Source organism: Methylothermaceae bacteria B42 (assembly GCA_001566965.1).
Lineage (GTDB): Bacteria > Pseudomonadota > Gammaproteobacteria > Methylococcales > Methylothermaceae > Methylohalobius.
This window is the reverse complement of sequence record LSNW01000004.1, coordinates 58345-73466: the sequence shown is the minus strand read 5'-3', so window position 1 is coordinate 73466 and position 15122 is coordinate 58345. Positions and strand designations below refer to the sequence as shown.

General features: G+C 52.3%; 15 protein-coding genes. 7 read left to right on the top strand and 8 right to left on the bottom strand.

Annotated features, from left to right (window positions below; genetic code table 11):
* Positions 1-108: 108 nt before the first annotated feature.
* Genes AXA67_03150 through AXA67_03140 form a run of 3 tightly spaced genes read left to right on the top strand, consistent with a single transcriptional unit; the run spans position 109 to position 2499 of the window.
* The gene (locus AXA67_03150; GenBank protein ID KXJ42000.1) at positions 109-1092 is read left to right on the top strand and encodes an alcohol dehydrogenase; all 984 of its coding nucleotides are present in this window, start codon (positions 109-111) and stop codon (positions 1090-1092) included.
* Positions 1089-1877 (top strand): hypothetical protein, encoded by a 789-nt coding sequence (locus AXA67_03145; protein ID KXJ41978.1) that lies wholly within the window; start codon positions 1089-1091, stop codon positions 1875-1877. Before AXA67_03150 ends, AXA67_03145 begins: the two co-directional genes overlap by 4 nt.
* Positions 1878-1902: 25 nt before the next feature.
* Positions 1903-2499: a hypothetical protein gene (locus tag AXA67_03140; GenBank protein ID KXJ41999.1), complete on the top strand. Its 597-nt coding sequence runs from the start codon at positions 1903-1905 to the stop codon at positions 2497-2499.
* Between the two features lie 51 nt (positions 2500-2550).
* Here the strand turns inward: AXA67_03140 and AXA67_03135 are convergent, their stop codons facing one another.
* Positions 2551-3012 (bottom strand): hypothetical protein, encoded by a 462-nt coding sequence (locus AXA67_03135; GenBank protein KXJ41977.1) that lies wholly within the window; start codon positions 3010-3012, stop codon positions 2551-2553.
* 214 nt (positions 3013-3226) lie between these two features.
* Between AXA67_03135 and AXA67_03130 the strand changes: the two genes are divergently transcribed.
* On the top strand, positions 3227-3571 hold the full coding sequence (locus tag AXA67_03130) for a hypothetical protein (GenBank protein ID KXJ41976.1): 345 nt from the start codon (positions 3227-3229) through the stop codon (positions 3569-3571).
* A gap of 224 nt (positions 3572-3795) precedes the next feature.
* Positions 3796-6357: a DNA mismatch repair protein MutS gene (locus tag AXA67_03125; GenBank protein KXJ41975.1), complete on the top strand. Its 2562-nt coding sequence runs from the start codon at positions 3796-3798 to the stop codon at positions 6355-6357.
* A gap of 56 nt (positions 6358-6413) precedes the next feature.
* Here AXA67_03125 and AXA67_03120 read toward each other — a convergent pair whose 3' ends face one another.
* The gene (locus AXA67_03120) at positions 6414-7064 is read right to left on the bottom strand and encodes a hypothetical protein (GenBank protein ID KXJ41974.1); all 651 of its coding nucleotides are present in this window, start codon (positions 7062-7064) and stop codon (positions 6414-6416) included.
* Between the two features lie 361 nt (positions 7065-7425).
* Here AXA67_03120 and AXA67_03115 point away from each other — a divergent pair, with 361 nt between their 5' ends.
* The gene (locus tag AXA67_03115) at positions 7426-7953 is read left to right on the top strand and encodes an aerotaxis receptor Aer (GenBank protein ID KXJ41973.1); all 528 of its coding nucleotides are present in this window, start codon (positions 7426-7428) and stop codon (positions 7951-7953) included.
* A 6-nt stretch (positions 7954-7959) separates the two neighbouring features.
* Positions 7960-9450: a hypothetical protein gene (locus AXA67_03110; GenBank protein KXJ41972.1), complete on the top strand. Its 1491-nt coding sequence runs from the start codon at positions 7960-7962 to the stop codon at positions 9448-9450.
* 57 nt (positions 9451-9507) lie between these two features.
* Here the strand turns inward: AXA67_03110 and AXA67_03105 are convergent, their stop codons facing one another.
* The 6 genes from AXA67_03105 to AXA67_03080 form a co-directional block, all read right to left on the bottom strand.
* Positions 9508-10044 (bottom strand): cob(I)yrinic acid a,c-diamide adenosyltransferase, encoded by a 537-nt coding sequence (locus AXA67_03105; GenBank protein ID KXJ41971.1) that lies wholly within the window; start codon positions 10042-10044, stop codon positions 9508-9510.
* Entirely contained in the window at positions 10041-10748 is a 708-nt protein-coding gene (locus AXA67_03100; GenBank protein KXJ41970.1) for a disulfide bond formation protein DsbC, read from the bottom strand. The genes AXA67_03105 and AXA67_03100 overlap by 4 nt, the downstream gene beginning before the upstream one ends.
* Positions 10749-10758: 10 nt before the next feature.
* Positions 10759-12123 (bottom strand): RIP metalloprotease RseP, encoded by a 1365-nt coding sequence (locus tag AXA67_03095; GenBank protein KXJ41969.1) that lies wholly within the window; start codon positions 12121-12123, stop codon positions 10759-10761.
* Between the two features lie 8 nt (positions 12124-12131).
* Complete coding sequence (locus tag AXA67_03090) at positions 12132-13313, bottom strand: 1-deoxy-D-xylulose 5-phosphate reductoisomerase (protein ID KXJ41968.1); 1182 nt, start codon at positions 13311-13313, stop codon at positions 12132-12134.
* Positions 13310-14221: a hypothetical protein gene (locus AXA67_03085; GenBank protein KXJ41967.1), complete on the bottom strand. Its 912-nt coding sequence runs from the start codon at positions 14219-14221 to the stop codon at positions 13310-13312. Before AXA67_03085 ends, AXA67_03090 begins: the two co-directional genes overlap by 4 nt.
* Before the next feature lie 109 nt (positions 14222-14330).
* Positions 14331-15113 carry a UDP diphosphate synthase gene (locus AXA67_03080; protein KXJ41966.1) on the bottom strand — a complete coding sequence of 261 codons (783 nt, stop codon included), beginning with the start codon at positions 15111-15113 and terminating at the stop codon, positions 14331-14333.
* Between the last annotated feature and the right edge of the window lie 9 nt (positions 15114-15122).

The window sequence follows — 15122 nt, the reverse complement described above, 5'->3', positions numbered from 1 at the left end:
AGCCACGGCGCCTCGCCAGAGTCACGGAAACCATCAGCCGCCGATTCTAAAGGCATTTTATTGAATAGATTAAAAACATCTTAACAGGAGGCCGCCATGTCCCACAATATGCGCGCAATGGTTCTGGAAAAACCGGGAAAGCCACTGCAACTGGTCCAACGGCCAATTCCCCGACCCAGGGCAGGACAAGTCTTACTCAAGGTGAAAGCCTGTGGCGTTTGCCGTACCGATCTGCATGTGGCCGACGGCGACCTGCCCATGACCCGCCTCCCGATTATTCCCGGCCATGAGGTGGTGGGCGAAGTGATCGCACTGGGTGAAGGCGTCAATCAATGCCACGCCGGGCAACGAATAGGCGTGCCATGGTTGGGCCATACCTGTGGCCACTGCCGCTATTGCGAAATGGGGCGGGAAAATTTGTGTAATCATCCGGAATTTACTGGATGCACCATCGATGGCGGCTATGCGGAATACACTGTCGCGGACGCCAAGTACTGCTTCCCTCTGCCCGATAATTATGATGACCTTCACGCAGCCCCGTTACTTTGCGCCGGATTGATCGGTTATCGTTCTTATGCCATGGCGGGAGACGCCCAGAAAATCGGCCTGTATGGATTCGGCGCGGCAGCCCATATCATCGCCCAAGTGGCCGTGCATCAAGGACGGGAAATCTACGCCTTCACCCGGCCCGGGGACGAGGAGGCCAAGACTTTCGCCTGTGGGCTGGGCGCGGTTTGGGCGGGAGATTCAGACCACCTGCCGCCGGAAGAGCTGGATGCGGCAATCCTATATGCCCCGGTAGGCTCATTAATACCCGCGGCGCTGAGGGCCGTTCGCAAGGGCGGTCAGGTCATCTGCGCCGGTATCCACATGAGTGATATCCCATCGTTCCCATATTCGATATTGTGGGGTGAGCGCAGCATTTGTTCCGTCGCCAATCTGACCCGCCGGGACGGCGAGGAATTCCTGGAGATTGCCGGGCAAATGCAGATTCAAACCGAAGTCCACCCCTATCCACTGGCACAGGCCAATCAGGCCTTGGAAGATTTGCGTCTGGGGCGGTTTCAGGGCGCGGCGGTGCTGGTTCCATGATTAAAACTCGTTGCATAGCCGGATTATTGGTGTTTCAAGCCGCGGCGTGGGCGGGGAATTCCGTCGTGGAAACTGAGTTGGTGACCGATAGCCTGAAGACCCTTCCTCACGGGGAAAAGATTCAAATTTCAACCGCTGACCGCAGTTTTATCGCGGTACTGGATGAGGCTCGCAGCCCATCCACCGAAGGTGGCGTCATTTTGCTGCCGGAAGCAGGCCACGGCCCCACCACTCAAACGGTGATCGGTCCTCTGCGGGATTATTTACCGGATCATGGGTGGACAACGTTAAGTCTGCATCTGCCGGTATTGGAACCCGAAGCCCGCCTGGCGGAATACTGGAAACTGCTGCCCGAAGCGGGCAAGCGCGTCACCGCCGCCGTGAACTGGTGGAAGCAAAAAGGGGTCAAAAACATTGTATTGTTGGGTTACGGTTGGGGCGGTTTGGTCGCGGCAACCTATTTGGCCGGCCAGCCCGATGAAGCCATCAGAGCGGCGGTATTCATCAGCAGCGGCTGGCCGCCTGAACGATCCAGGGAAATGAAAGAAAAGCTGGATAAAATCAATGTGCCGGTGCTGGACATTTCGGCGCAACGGGACAACCCTGAGGTGCTCGATACGCGACTGGACAGACGGTTGATTTTTAAAGGGAAAAAAGGTTATCGTCAGTTTTCTGTTTCCGCCACTGGGCACGATTATCTTGCCTGGAGCCAGTTTCTGGCCAAGCGGGTCTTGGGGTGGCTGCGCCAGGTAGCGCCGGGCGTAACGCTTGTGAATTCTGATTGATGTGCGTTTTGCCGGGGAGAAAACCATGAATGAAGATCATTCGCTCTTTCTTGAGGCCATGGCCGATGTCACCCCTTGCCGGCAAACCGACAAAGTACCGCTTCCCAAACCCGGCGCAGTGTCACCCGGTCAGGCATACCGCCGCGAGGCCGCCCAGCGGGCGCTGGATGACGAAAACTTCCTGCCCACGACATTTATCGAACCCGTGCCGCCCCATGCGGAAATCAGCTTCCGGCGCCAAGGGGTGCAGCGCGAGGTTTTCCGCAAATTCAGCCGGGGAGAATATCCAGTGGAGGCCTTGCTGGATTTACACCACAAGACCGTGGCCCAAGCCCGGCGAGAGGTATATCACTTCATCCAGGAATGCTTGCAGGACGAAACCCGCACTGCCTTGATTATCCATGGCAAAGGCGGCAATCCAAAGACGGGAAAGAACAGCCCCGCGCTGTTGAAAAGCTGTCTCGCCAAATGGCTGCCGTTGCTGCCGGAGGTATTGGCGTTTCACAGCGCCCAGAAATGCCATGGTGGAACGGGCGCGGTTTACATCATGCTCAAGAAAAGCCCCCGGCAAAAGGAAAGGAATAGGCGCCGGTTTGCGTTCCGGGAAGGGGAAAAGCCTTAACTAATCCCTTGGGCTAGATCAGGGCGCATAAGGCCCTGCCCTCTGAACTGGTTAATCCTTGCGCTTGTTGATGAAAGAACCATCCGCATTGAAGTAGACCTCCCATTCCTCACCGTTGTCTTTGACTTCCACTTCGTAGGCCAATGGCGTGTTTTTGTCGTTGACAACCACTTCCGCTTCATCAATTCTGCCATTGGGGAATTGCTTAGCAATTTGCTCCCGAATGGATTGCGGCAGGTGGCTGACGGGAATTTCCCGCTCATAACCGAAGAAACTGCCATCGGTATGATACAAAGCCTCATGCTCTTTGCCATTTTCCCGGTATTCAAATTCGTATAAAGGTTCGCCGTACTCGTCGTCTTCCTTTTCAACCTTGATGTCTTCGGCATCGGGATGGGCCTTTAGGAATGCTTGTTTGACAACTTGAGGCACCTCGTCCAAGGAAATTTCAGTCGCCCAAGCAGCGGTACTTGCCAAGGTCAGAATCGAGATCAAAGCCATGCGAATTTTCATTCTTCCACCCTCCTTTGGTTGTTTGGTGATTGGATTGTAACGAGCTGAGATAGGAACGACAATGCCATGGAGAATGGATATCAGCCATGCTTTCGATGGCAAATTGCTATAATTTTTCCATTCGGAAATTGTGAAAAAAATTCAAATCAGTGGATGTGTTAGCATGTTTTTAACACTTTAACCGTGCATTCTGAAATTTTCCAAAGGGACCAGCATGAATCGTTTCTTCAAAACTACAACAGTACTGTTTTTTTCCTTGTGGCTGGTTGCTGAAAGCCCAGCCGTGGCCGCCGAATACTCCAGCGCTTCCGCCGAACCCAGTGCCACTCAACAGCTGGTCACTGGTGCTGCTTGCTTTATCGTTACGCCGGTCTATGGCGCATTCAAGCTGACCTTTGCTGGTCTTGGCGCGCTTACCGGCGGCCTTGCCTGGGTCTTTACCGGGGGCGACAAAACCGTTGCCGGTAAAATTTGGGATACCAGCATGAAAGGTACCTACATCATTACCCCTGACCATTTAGCCGGCCGTAGACCCATTCATTTTGTTGGTGATCCTTAAAGTCTCATAGGATGCATCTTCCCCTTTCATAACCGTGGGAAAAATTTTTTCAAATTCCGCCTTCGCGTTCATCTTCGTGAAATCATTTCTCCACGGGACAGCGCATTAGTTTGAAGGTGTTGGCAATGCAGACAGTTCCGTGTAACGCCAAGGAGCCGCCAACAGCATCCTGAAAAATCAAAACCCTGTCCCTCGGCGCAATTTTTCACGATAAACTATTTCCTATGTCTGCAGATCCCCGTCCCCTAGACCGCCATACCCCCATGATGCAGCAGTATCTGCGGATCAAGGCGGAACATCCCGATACCCTGCTGTTTTACCGGATGGGGGATTTTTATGAGCTGTTTTTTGACGATGCCGTCAAAGCCTCCCAGCTCCTGGATCTCACCCTGACTTCCCGCGGCGAATCCGCGGGTAAACCGGTTCCCATGGCGGGGATTCCCTACCACGCGGCGGAAAATTACCTCGCCCGTTTACTCAAGGCCGGACAATCCGTCGCGATTTGCGAGCAAATTGGCGATCCCGCCAAATCCAAAGGCCCCGTGGAACGCAAGGTGGTCAGAATCATCACCCCCGGCACCGCTACCGATGCCGCATTACTGGAAGAACGCCGGGATAATCTGTTGCTGGCGATAGCCTCAAGCAAAGAAAATTACGGTCTGGCTTACCTGGAACTTAGCTGCGGGCGGTTTGTGGTTCAGGAAATTAGGGGGGAAGCCGCCTTGGCGGCGGAGCTGGAAAGACTCAATCCCGCGGAAGTGCTGGTCAGCGAAGAATGGCCCTTGCCGAATTTTCTCCAGGCGCGGGAAGGCATTACCCAGCGCCCCCCCTGGCATTTTGATGCCGTCAGTGGCCGCCGGGCATTATTGGAACAATTTCAAGTTAAAGATCTTAAGGGATTTGGCCTGGAAGAATGGCCGCTGGCCATCGCCGCCGCGGGCTGTTTGTTGCAATACGTCCGCGAAACGCAAAAAAGCGCCTTGCCCCACTTGGTGGGCATCAAAGCCGAAACCAGCGCTGACGCCATTTTGCTGGATGCCGCCAGCCGCCGTAATCTGGAACTGGACCACCACCCTTCCGGCAGAGCCGAATTCACCTTGCGGGGCGTCATGGACGCGACTGTCACTTCCGCCGGCAGCCGGATGCTGCTGCGTTGGCTGCATCGCCCCTTGCGGGATCGCGCGGTATTGGAAGCCCGTTTTGATGGGGTATCCGAGCTGCAACAAGACAACCTTTATCAAACCCTGCGAGAGGCCTTGCGGCAAACCGGGGACATTGAACGAATCGCCAGCCGCATCGCGCTGAAATCCGCCCGTCCCCGGGATCTCACGGCTTTGCGGCGGACTTTGGCACTTTTGCCGTCGCTGCGGGGCTTGCTGGCTGATTGTCAGGCCCAACGCCTTCAACAACTGCGCGAACTGCTTGAGCCATTGCCGGAAACCGTTGATTTGCTAAGCCGCGCCATTATCGAAGAACCGCCCGTGTTCATTCGCGATGGTGGCGTCATTGCCCCGGGCTTTCATCCGGAATTGGACGAACTCAGGCAATTGAGCCAGCATGGCGATGAGTTTCTGTTGGCGTTGGAACAGCGAGAACGCCAGCGCACTGGCATCCAAAATTTGAAAGTACGCTACAACCGGGTTCACGGGTATTATTTGGAAGTCCCCAGAAACCAGAGCACTCATGTACCCGAGGAGTATATCCGCCGTCAGACTCTGAAAAATGCGGAGCGCTACATTACTCCTGAGCTCAAGTCTTTCGAGGATAAAGCTTTAAGCGCCAGGGAAAAAGCATTGGCGCTGGAAAAATTACTCTACGAACAACTGCTGGAAACCCTTTCCCAGTCCATCACGGCGATTCAGCAACGGGCCGAAGCCCTGGCGGAGCTGGATGTTCTGACCAATTTCGCCGAGCGCGCAGACCATTACCAATGGCATCGCCCGGTACTGACCGAAGACGCAGGCATTCGGATCCGAGGCGGCTGCCACCCGGTAGTGGAGCGCCAAGTCGAAACCTTTGTGGCCAATGACCTGGCATTTACCGACGAAAAACGGATGCTCATCGTCACAGGCCCCAATATGGGAGGCAAATCCACTTACATGCGCCAGTCTGCCTTGATTGTATTGATGGCGCACATGGGCTGTTTTGTCCCCGCGGAGCAAGCCAGAATCGGCCCCATCGACCGTATTTTCACCCGGATCGGCGCCTCCGATGACCTGGCCACCGGACGCTCCACTTTTATGGTGGAAATGAGTGAAACCGCCAATATTCTGCACAACGCCACTGAAAACAGCCTGGTGCTCATGGATGAGATCGGGCGGGGAACCAGCACCTTCGATGGACTCTCCCTGGCCTGGGCGACGGTGGAATATTTGGCCCGGCGGGTGCGCGCTTTTACCCTGTTTGCCACCCATTATTTTGAATTGACCACCTTGGCTGAAGAATTGCCGAATGCTGCCAACCTACATCTGGAAGCGGCGGAATATGATGATGCCATTGTATTCTTGCACGCTGTCAGGCAGGGGCCGGCCAACCAAAGCTATGGCCTGCAGGTTGCCGCGTTGGCGGGGATTCCAAAAGATGTCATTCATCAGGCCAAAATCAAGTTGGAAGCCCTGGAAAACCGGGCCCACGGCGAAACCATGCGGCCCCAAGTCCAATTGGATTTATTTGCCGCCAACGCCAATTCGCCTGTCAGCGAACGTCTGCGATCCATAGATCCAGATACATTGACCCCCAAACAAGCGCTTGATTTGATTTATGAGCTGAAAGATTTATTGGAATGAAAACATCGCCTTTGCGCCGGTTTGAATTCAAGAATCATACACCGGCGCACAAACTTCTAGCGGCGGCGGCTACGTTTGGTCTTATTGGCTTTGTGGCGGTTGATTTTGGTTGTGGCTGCTTCGGCCATGGCCTCTAACACTTCATCCTCTTCACCTTCCTCGTCGGAGTTTCCGCCAAGGATTTCATCGTCATTAGCTGGATCAAGGGTGGGGGGTTCTCCTTCCGCTTCTGCTTTCTTTTGTTGAACCGACCACCAATAAACCAAGCCGAAGACGCCAAGTACTAAAAGCAGGACGCCATAGGGCGGAGATGCGTCAGAAATAGAGGTGCTGCCTGAAGAAGCCTGGGAACCGCGTATTCCTTTATTCGTTTCACCTTCGGGAGCAGTAGGTTCCTCTGACATTGCCGGGGCTTTCGCAGTCGCTTCGATCAGTTTCGGATCCTGATAGATCACTTTGGGAGAAAAGTAGGCTCCTGGGTAATTAGGATCAGCATCAGTCACCGTAGCGGTATCGTTGGAAGCCGTCGCCGGAGAAGGTTGCTCTTGAGTTGATTCAGTAGGCGCTTCGGTTTTGATATCCGGCGCTTGATAAATGACTTCAGGTTCGAAATAAGCACCCGGGTATTCATCTGTACCCGCGTGCGCTTGAAATGTATTCGATAACAAAATAATCAATCCAGCTTGGATCACATGCTGATTACGCATAATAGGATTCTCCCCTTGAATTTTGATTCTTTCGCAGTGTTGAGTGCTTCTGTGGTATCCCACCACACTATGGCCAAACAGATTCAAAGTGAATCGTGCTTAAGCCACCCCACAATAATATAGAAACCTGCAAATATTTCTATACCGGAACGCTAAACTCGTAAAGGCCAAAGCCTTTTAGAACCTGTTCCAACGGTTAATGTTAGGAAAGGACATTCCCCCAAAACCGGTCCATGCCCACCTTGAGACAAATTTTTAGTCGCCAGGTACTATCTCGAATTATTTTCCTCTGCTTCCAGACGATCTTTCTCCCTGTACTATACTTTTCCTAGCACTGATCTTCGATGAGGGGAATATTGACATGCGTAACCGTCCAACACCCACCAGCCATGAAGTCAAATTGGGGGAGGAAGAGCTGATCATCAGCAAGACCGATATCAGTGGCCGAATAACTTATGCCAACCGGACCTTTATGGAAATTTCCGGCTACTACGAAAATGACTTGCTGGGCATTCAACACAATGTTATTCGCCATCCCGATATGCCCAGAGGGGTATTCAAATTATTTTGGTCAACCTTGAAGACCAAGTCCGAGTTTTTGGGGTTTGTGAAAAATCTTTGCAAGGATGGCTCTTATTACTGGGTACTCGCCAGTGTCACCCCGGATCTGGACCGGGAAGGGAATGTGGTGGGCTATTATTCCGTACGCCGCCAACCTCCATCAATGGCCATCCGCACAATCGAATCGATCTACAAAAACATGCTCAATGTCGAACAAAGCGCCCCGAGCAAAAAGGTGGCGCCGGATCAGTCCCTTGACTATCTCAATGATTTATTACGAAGCAAAGGCACCAATTACGAACGCTTTGTTCTTGAACTTTACGGTTGAAAGAATATGAAATCAGTTAGCAAACATTACAAATTAAATCCTTTGCTGCGCCAAAAGGTGCGATATTTTTTCCTTATCTTTTCTGCATTACCCTTACTGATTGCTGGTTTTGCCTGGTACCGGTTTGGTTTTCACTGGATATTTCTCGTTTCTCCTTTGTTACTTGCCGGATTGGCTATTTTTGGCTACCGGATGGCCCTTAAATACATTGATGTCCTCAACCGCATTCAAGAAGTCCTCCAGTTGTGCGCCAAGGGAGAGTTCCACAATCGAATCACTAACGTCCCCGCCATGGGAGAAGTGGGCATGGTTGCCTGGGACTTAAATGAGTTTCTCGACCGGTGCGAGGCCTATTTCCGCGAATTGACCATTGTATTTGTCCGTGCGGGCAAGCAGGATTATCACCGCAAGGCGTTTGCTGCCGGGATGCCGGGGGAAATGAAAGACAGCATCCAGTTCGCCAACTCGGCCATGGAGACCATGCGCGCCAATCGTGAAATGGAAATCCAGCGCGAACTTTCCCACAGCTTGCACGAGCTGAACGTTGGCAATCTCGTACAAAACCTGAAGCTGTGCCAACAAGATATGATGAATGTGACCGAAGGGCTCAACGAGGTTGTCGGTATCGCCGATGCGAATGCGGCAGCCGCCAGCCAAAGCAAACAGGGCGTGGGCGAGGTCAAACATTCCGTGCAAGCCATTGCCGAAAAAGTCACCTCTGCCGCAAAGATCATTCATGAACTGAGCGATACCAGCAAGCAAGTTATCGAATCTTTGTCCATCATTACCGATATCGCCGACCAAACCGGCCTTCTGGCGCTAAACGCTTCCATCGAAGCGGCGCGGGCCGGGGAGTATGGTAGGGGTTTTGCCGTGGTGGCGGACGAAGTAAAAGCTTTATCCAACCGCACCAAGGAGGCTGCGGTAGATATTTCCAGGGTGCTGCAAAGCTTTGAATCCAGCGTCTCCGCTATCTCCAAGGAAGCTTCCGATTCCGTGAATCTGGCGAATCAAATGCAGCCTGTGGTGGAAGCCTTCAGTGAGCGTTTCGACGAATTTGAGACCGCCGCCGCCAAGACGATTTATGGCGCCTCGAATGCCCAGGAAATTTCTTTTAGCACCTTGGTCAAAATCGATCACATTGTTTACAAACAAAATGCTTATTTGGCGGTTTCCGATCCGGAAAGCAAGCAAAACGAAGCCAAAGCCATCCAAGTGGACAATCACAATTGCCGCCTTGGAAAGTGGTATTACGAAGGGGTGGGCAAGGAAAAATTCAGGGGGCTGCCCAGCTATGCCAAACTGGAACGCCCGCACGAAGGGGTTCACAGTTCAGCCCACAGGGCGTTTGATCTGGCCAAAGAGGACTGGATTCATAATGCAGAGGTTTTCAACGGAATTATCGAGAACATGACCAAAATGGAAGATGCCAGCGGTGATGTGATGCGCTTGCTGAATGAAATGAACGAGGAATCCTTGGCTAGAAGAACCGTTTAGTCATACCCATAAACAAAGGCCCGGTAGGATTCCGGGCCTTTGTTTTATAATAAGACACTAAAACTCTATGCCTTGCTCCGCTTGAATGCCTTGATTAAAAGCGTGTTTGATACAGCGCATTTCCGTTACCGTATCGGCTACTTCGATGACTTCCGGCGGCGCGTTGCGGCCGGTTAAGATAAGATGCATCCAAGACGGCTTGTGTTGCCGCAAAAAATCTGCAATTTCAGTCCCGGAAATCCAGCCATAATCACAGCAATAATTAATCTCATCCAACACCACCAAGTCATAATTATGGCTGACAATCTTCTCTTGACTGAAAGCCCAAATTGAGCGGCTGGTTTTCAAATCCTGCTCAGGGTTCTTAGTGTCCCAGGTAAAGCCATCACCCAAAGCATGCCATTCGATGTTGTCGAAGCGGGCGGCGGCCTTCTGTTCTCCGGTCTGCCATTTGCCCTTGATGAATTGAATTACACACACGCGCATGCCCCAACCGGCGGCACGGAAAACCACCCCGAAAGCGCTCGTGGATTTGCCTTTCCCTTCGCCGGTATGAACTAGAATTCTGCCGCGGCGTTGCTCCCTCGGTTTCATCGAGGCAGCTTGCCCTCCAGGTATTTGGAAAGTTGTTCCGGGGGAACGTAGCCGGGCAGAATGTCACCCTTTTCCGTGACGATCATCGGGGTCCCGGAAACACCAAATTGCCCGGCCAGCTTCATGTGTTGATCGACAGGATGATCGCATTTTAGCGGCTCAATAGGTTTTCCTTGTTTTGCCAGGGTCAGCGCCTGATTGCGATCCTTGGCGCACCAAACCGATACGGCTTTGTTATAAGAGGCAGAATCCTTCCCCGCCCGGGGGAAAAATAGGTAACGTACTTTAATCCCGCGCTTCAAATAGTCATCAATTTGTGAATGCAGGCGGCGGCAATAGCCGCAGTCGATATCCGTAAAAACAGACACGGTATGTTTGACCTGTTTGGGGGAAAAAATAATCATTTTATCTTCTCCCACCTTTTCTAATGCTGCCTGACGCACTTTGGCCAGTTTGGCTTCGGTCAGGTTAACGCCTTTTTTTAAATCAACGAGATTTCCCTGAATTAGAAAACGTCCGTCTTTGGAAACATAAAAGATACGCGGACCAAGGGTCACTTCATACAAACCGGGAATTTGCGTTTCCTCGATATTATCTATTTGGGCATTGGGCAACTGTTTTTGCAGCCGTTCTTTAATCGTATCTGTCTCAGCGGCTTGCAGCCCCAAAGCTACCAGGGCCAATAAAATAAATACACTTTTCATAAAACGGGCCTCAGTTAAATAGTCTTTGGAAATCGAGGAAAAAGGCTAAAGCCATCAACATGAGCAGCAATGCCATCCCTACCTGTTGAGCAACCAACATGGTTTGCTCCGATACCGGACTGCCTTTAACGGCTTCGATGAGATAAAACAGCAAGTGACCACCGTCCAGCACCGGAATTGGCAGAAGATTCAACACGCCCAGGCTGATACTCACGATAGCAAGAAACTTGAGAAAATAATTCATCCCCAGCGCGGCTGACTGGCCGGCAAACTGGGCAATACTAATCGGCCCGCTTAAATTCTTCACCGACGCCTCCCCTATCAGCATCTTGCCAATCATCTTCAAGGTCAGCCAGGAATATTCAAAGGTTTTACTCATTGCAGTGGTAAAAGCTTTTACCGGACCCAAGCGGTATGTCGTTTTGAGATCCTCATACAGGCCTTCGGGTACTTTGACCGAAGCGCCGATCTTGCCTACGGGCTTACCGTCTTCTCCAGGCGTGCTTTTTGGCGTAACTTGGAGAAGAATATGCGCGCCACCCCTTTCAACTGTCATCTCCAAGGGTTCTCCGGGGTGCTGGCGGACGATTTCAACCAACTCCCGCCAGTCTTTGATGGGCTTGCCCGCCACTGCCACGATTTTATCCCCGGGCTGCAATCCCGCTTGATCAGCTGGGGAGTCGGGCACAACTTTGTCTATGACAGGCGGGATAGGCGCTTCCCAAGGTTTAAATCCCAGCTTTTGCCGCAAGCGTTCCGGATTTTTGGCAATCTCTTCCGGAATTTCCAGAATCTTGGTCTCTTTTTGCCCCTCTGGCTTGCGCACGGTAATCCGGATTTGGCGTTTTTCCAGAACTTCCGCATAAATCCTGCCTATAGCCAAGGACCACGTGGGCGTGGCTTCACCCTCGATACTCAAAATTTCATCGCCTTGCTGGAACCCTGCCTGAGCGGCTAAGGTGCCGGGTTCCACAGGCCCCAAAACCGGCTTAAGCCCGGTTTCTCCGGTAACCAATACTATCCAGTATAAAATCACCGCCAGCATCAAATTGAACAGGGGACCCGCGGCGACAATCGCAATTCTCTTGATTAGTGGTTGACGGTTAAAGGCAAAGGGGAGATCTTTGGGGGCCACTTCCCCTTCCCGCTCGTCCACCATTTTTACGTAACCGCCCAGGGGTAGGGCGCAAATGACGAATTCGGTATCTTCCGGACTTTTTTGATAGCGCCAAAGTGGGGTGCCAAAGCCTACTGCGAAACGCAGCACTTTCACGCCCATTTTGCGCGCCACCCAAAAGTGACCAAACTCATGAAAGGTAATGAGAACACCTATGGCGACGATGAAAAAGAACAGGTTGTGTGTAAATGCTCCCATAGGGCGCCTCAGGCAATGGATGATTGAATCAAGGTTTCAGCAAAATGACGGGCTTGATGATTGGCATGCAGGACACAGTCCAGGTCTTTTGCGGGATCCGCGGGTAGTTGTTCCAGGGTCTTTTCAATGACTTTCGCTATCGAAGGAAATGAAATTTTTCTTTCCAAGAATGCTTCCACTGCCACTTCGTTGGCGGCATTGAGAATTGCCGGGGCCGTCCCGCCTGCTTTTGCCGCCTCAAAAGCCAGCCGCAGGCAAGGGAAGCGATCCAAATCCGGCGGCTGAAAATCCAAGTGTTGGACCGTAAATATATCGAGCGGTTCCACCCCCGACTGTATTCTTTCCGGCCAGGCCAAGCCATAAGCAATGGGAATGCGCATATCGGGGTTACCCAGTTCCGCCAGCACCGAACCGTCATCATAATCCACCATCGAGTGGATGACGCTCTGGGGGTGAATGACCACCTGAATCTGCTCTGGCGGCAAGGAAAATAATAAACAGGCCTCGATTACCTCCAATCCTTTATTCATCATGGTGGCGGAATCCACGGAGATTTTCCGGCCCATATCCCACTTGGGGTGGGCGACGGCCTGTTCCGGAGTGACTGTTTCCAGATCCGCCAGTGGCGTATTTAAAAAAGGCCCACCGGAAGCTGTAAGCAGTATTTTGCGTACCGAAGTGGGCGGCTTACCGGCATGATAGCCAGCCGGCATGCATTGGAAAATGGCATTGTGTTCGCTGTCGATGGGTAACAAGTCCGCGCCGGATGCTCTTACGGTTTCCATAAAGATGGGGCCAGAGATCACCAGGGCTTCTTTGTTGGCCAGCAAGATGCGCTTCCCGGACCGCGCGGCGGCAAGGGTGGGCAACAAGCCGGCGGCACCAACAATCGCCGCCATGACGTAATCCACTTCCGGCAACGTGGCCACCTTTTCCAAGGCATTAGAACCGCTTAACACTTCGGTTTTGCTGCCGGCATCTTTTAAGCGCTGCTGTAGTTCTAAAGCGGCGGCGCCTTCTCCCAGGACGGCATAACGGGGATGATGTTCCAGGCATTGGTGGAAAAGCTCTTCGCTGCGGCTATTGCCGGTAAGGGCGACGACTTGGTAACGGTTTGGATGCCGGGCGATCACATCCAGGGTGCTGACACCAATGGAACCGGTAGCGCCGAGAATGCAAACTCCCTTCACCAGAATAATACCCGGGCCAAGAATCCTGCATAAACCAAAGGTGCGGCGGCCATCAAGCTATCAATTCGATCTAACAGGCCACCGTGACCAGGCAATAACCTGCCACTATCTTTCACGCCTGCCCAGCGTTTATAGAGACTAATCAGCAAATCTCCACAAATGGAAATTAATACGGTAATCAGCGCCAACATGACGAAATCCATGATTAATGTAGCCTTCATTTCCAAAAAATAACCCACGGCACCCGTATAAATGGCGCAGACGAGTAATGCGCCAAACACCCCTTCAAAGGTTTTGCCCGGGCTAATTTCTGGTATCAATGGATTTTTTCCCCATTTCTTGCCGGCAAAGTATGCGCCTGTGTCGGCAAGCCAGACTAATAACAAAAGATACAATACAGCCGCGCTGCCGAAATTGGCGCGCAATCGTGACATGAGCAGCCAAGCGGTGAACAGGACAAACCAGGCGACAAATATTTTGGCGCCTGCCGGCCAAGGATGTTTCACCAGTCGCTCCGGCGACTTACGGATAACAAAGCCGAAAACCAGCCAGGCAATTACTGTCGGCCAGACAATCCAATCCAGCACCATGGTCAAAATCAGTAGATCCGGCATGTCGGCCGTGGTCGCCAGCCAACTGACCAATTTAGGCCAGTACCAGGCAAGCGCCTGGGCTGCAAATACCATCAATAAAAAAGCGATGCGCCCCGGGATTTTGCGAATGCCCACCAAGGCACTCCATTCCCAGGCTGCCGCAAGAATGATTACGCCCCACGCTATGAGGAAGCCTTTGACCGGCAGCTTCATAACCGCCAGCAGGACAATGGGTATGAGTACCGCCGCTGTAATAACGCGGATTAATAGGGTTTTGTTCCAAAGTGGATGGGGTTGGGATAGGGATTGTGCCATGGCAGGTATCTTTAATCGTTGTTGTTATCTTAATTCTGGCATTACTTACAATGCTTAGGGTTGATGGTTAGTGTAGAGTAATTTAACGCATTCATGAAAGAGAGATTTGTCACGCCGAAGTAGAGCTAGCATCGGATAGGGAGACTTGGGTTAATTGCTCGCTGGTATAACCAAAACGCCGTTCTCTCCGGCCGTATTCTGTAATGGCCTCATCCAGGCTTTTTTCATCAAAATCCGGCCATAAGGTTTCAGTAAAGTACAGTTCGGTGTAGGCCAAGTGCCAAAGCAGAAAGTTACTTATGCGCTGCTCGCCACCGGTGCGGATGAACAGATCAGGCTCTGGCAGATCGGCATTGCTCAGACGGGCTGCCAGCAAGGGTTCGTCAATCTGGTCAGGACTCAAAGCGCCGTTCTTTACTTCTTGCGCCAATTTCCGAGCTGCCTGTGCTATATCCCAGCGCCCGCCATAATTGGCGGCAATGACCAGCGTCATCCGCTGGTTGGACTGGGTCATTTTTTCCGATTCTTCTATTTTACGCTGCAGAAGGTCCGGGAATGCGGACCGGTCGCCAATTACCCGAAGGCGGATATTATTGTTGTTCAGCTTTTTGGTTTCCCTGTCCAGGGTCAACATAAATAAACGCATTAGCACGTTGACTTCTTCTTCTGGACGGCGCCAATTTTCACTGCTAAAGGCAAATAAGGTCAGCACCTCGACGCCGCGTTTGGCGCAATGCTCGACGGTTTTGCGTACCGCGGAAACACCCGCCTGATGACCCGCCGTACGAGGCAGATGACGCCTTTTGGCCCAGCGGCCATTTCCATCCATGATGATGGCGACATGGCGGGGGACGCGTGGTGAAGATTCATCGGTGGAGGAGGTATTGCTCATGGGGCCGCA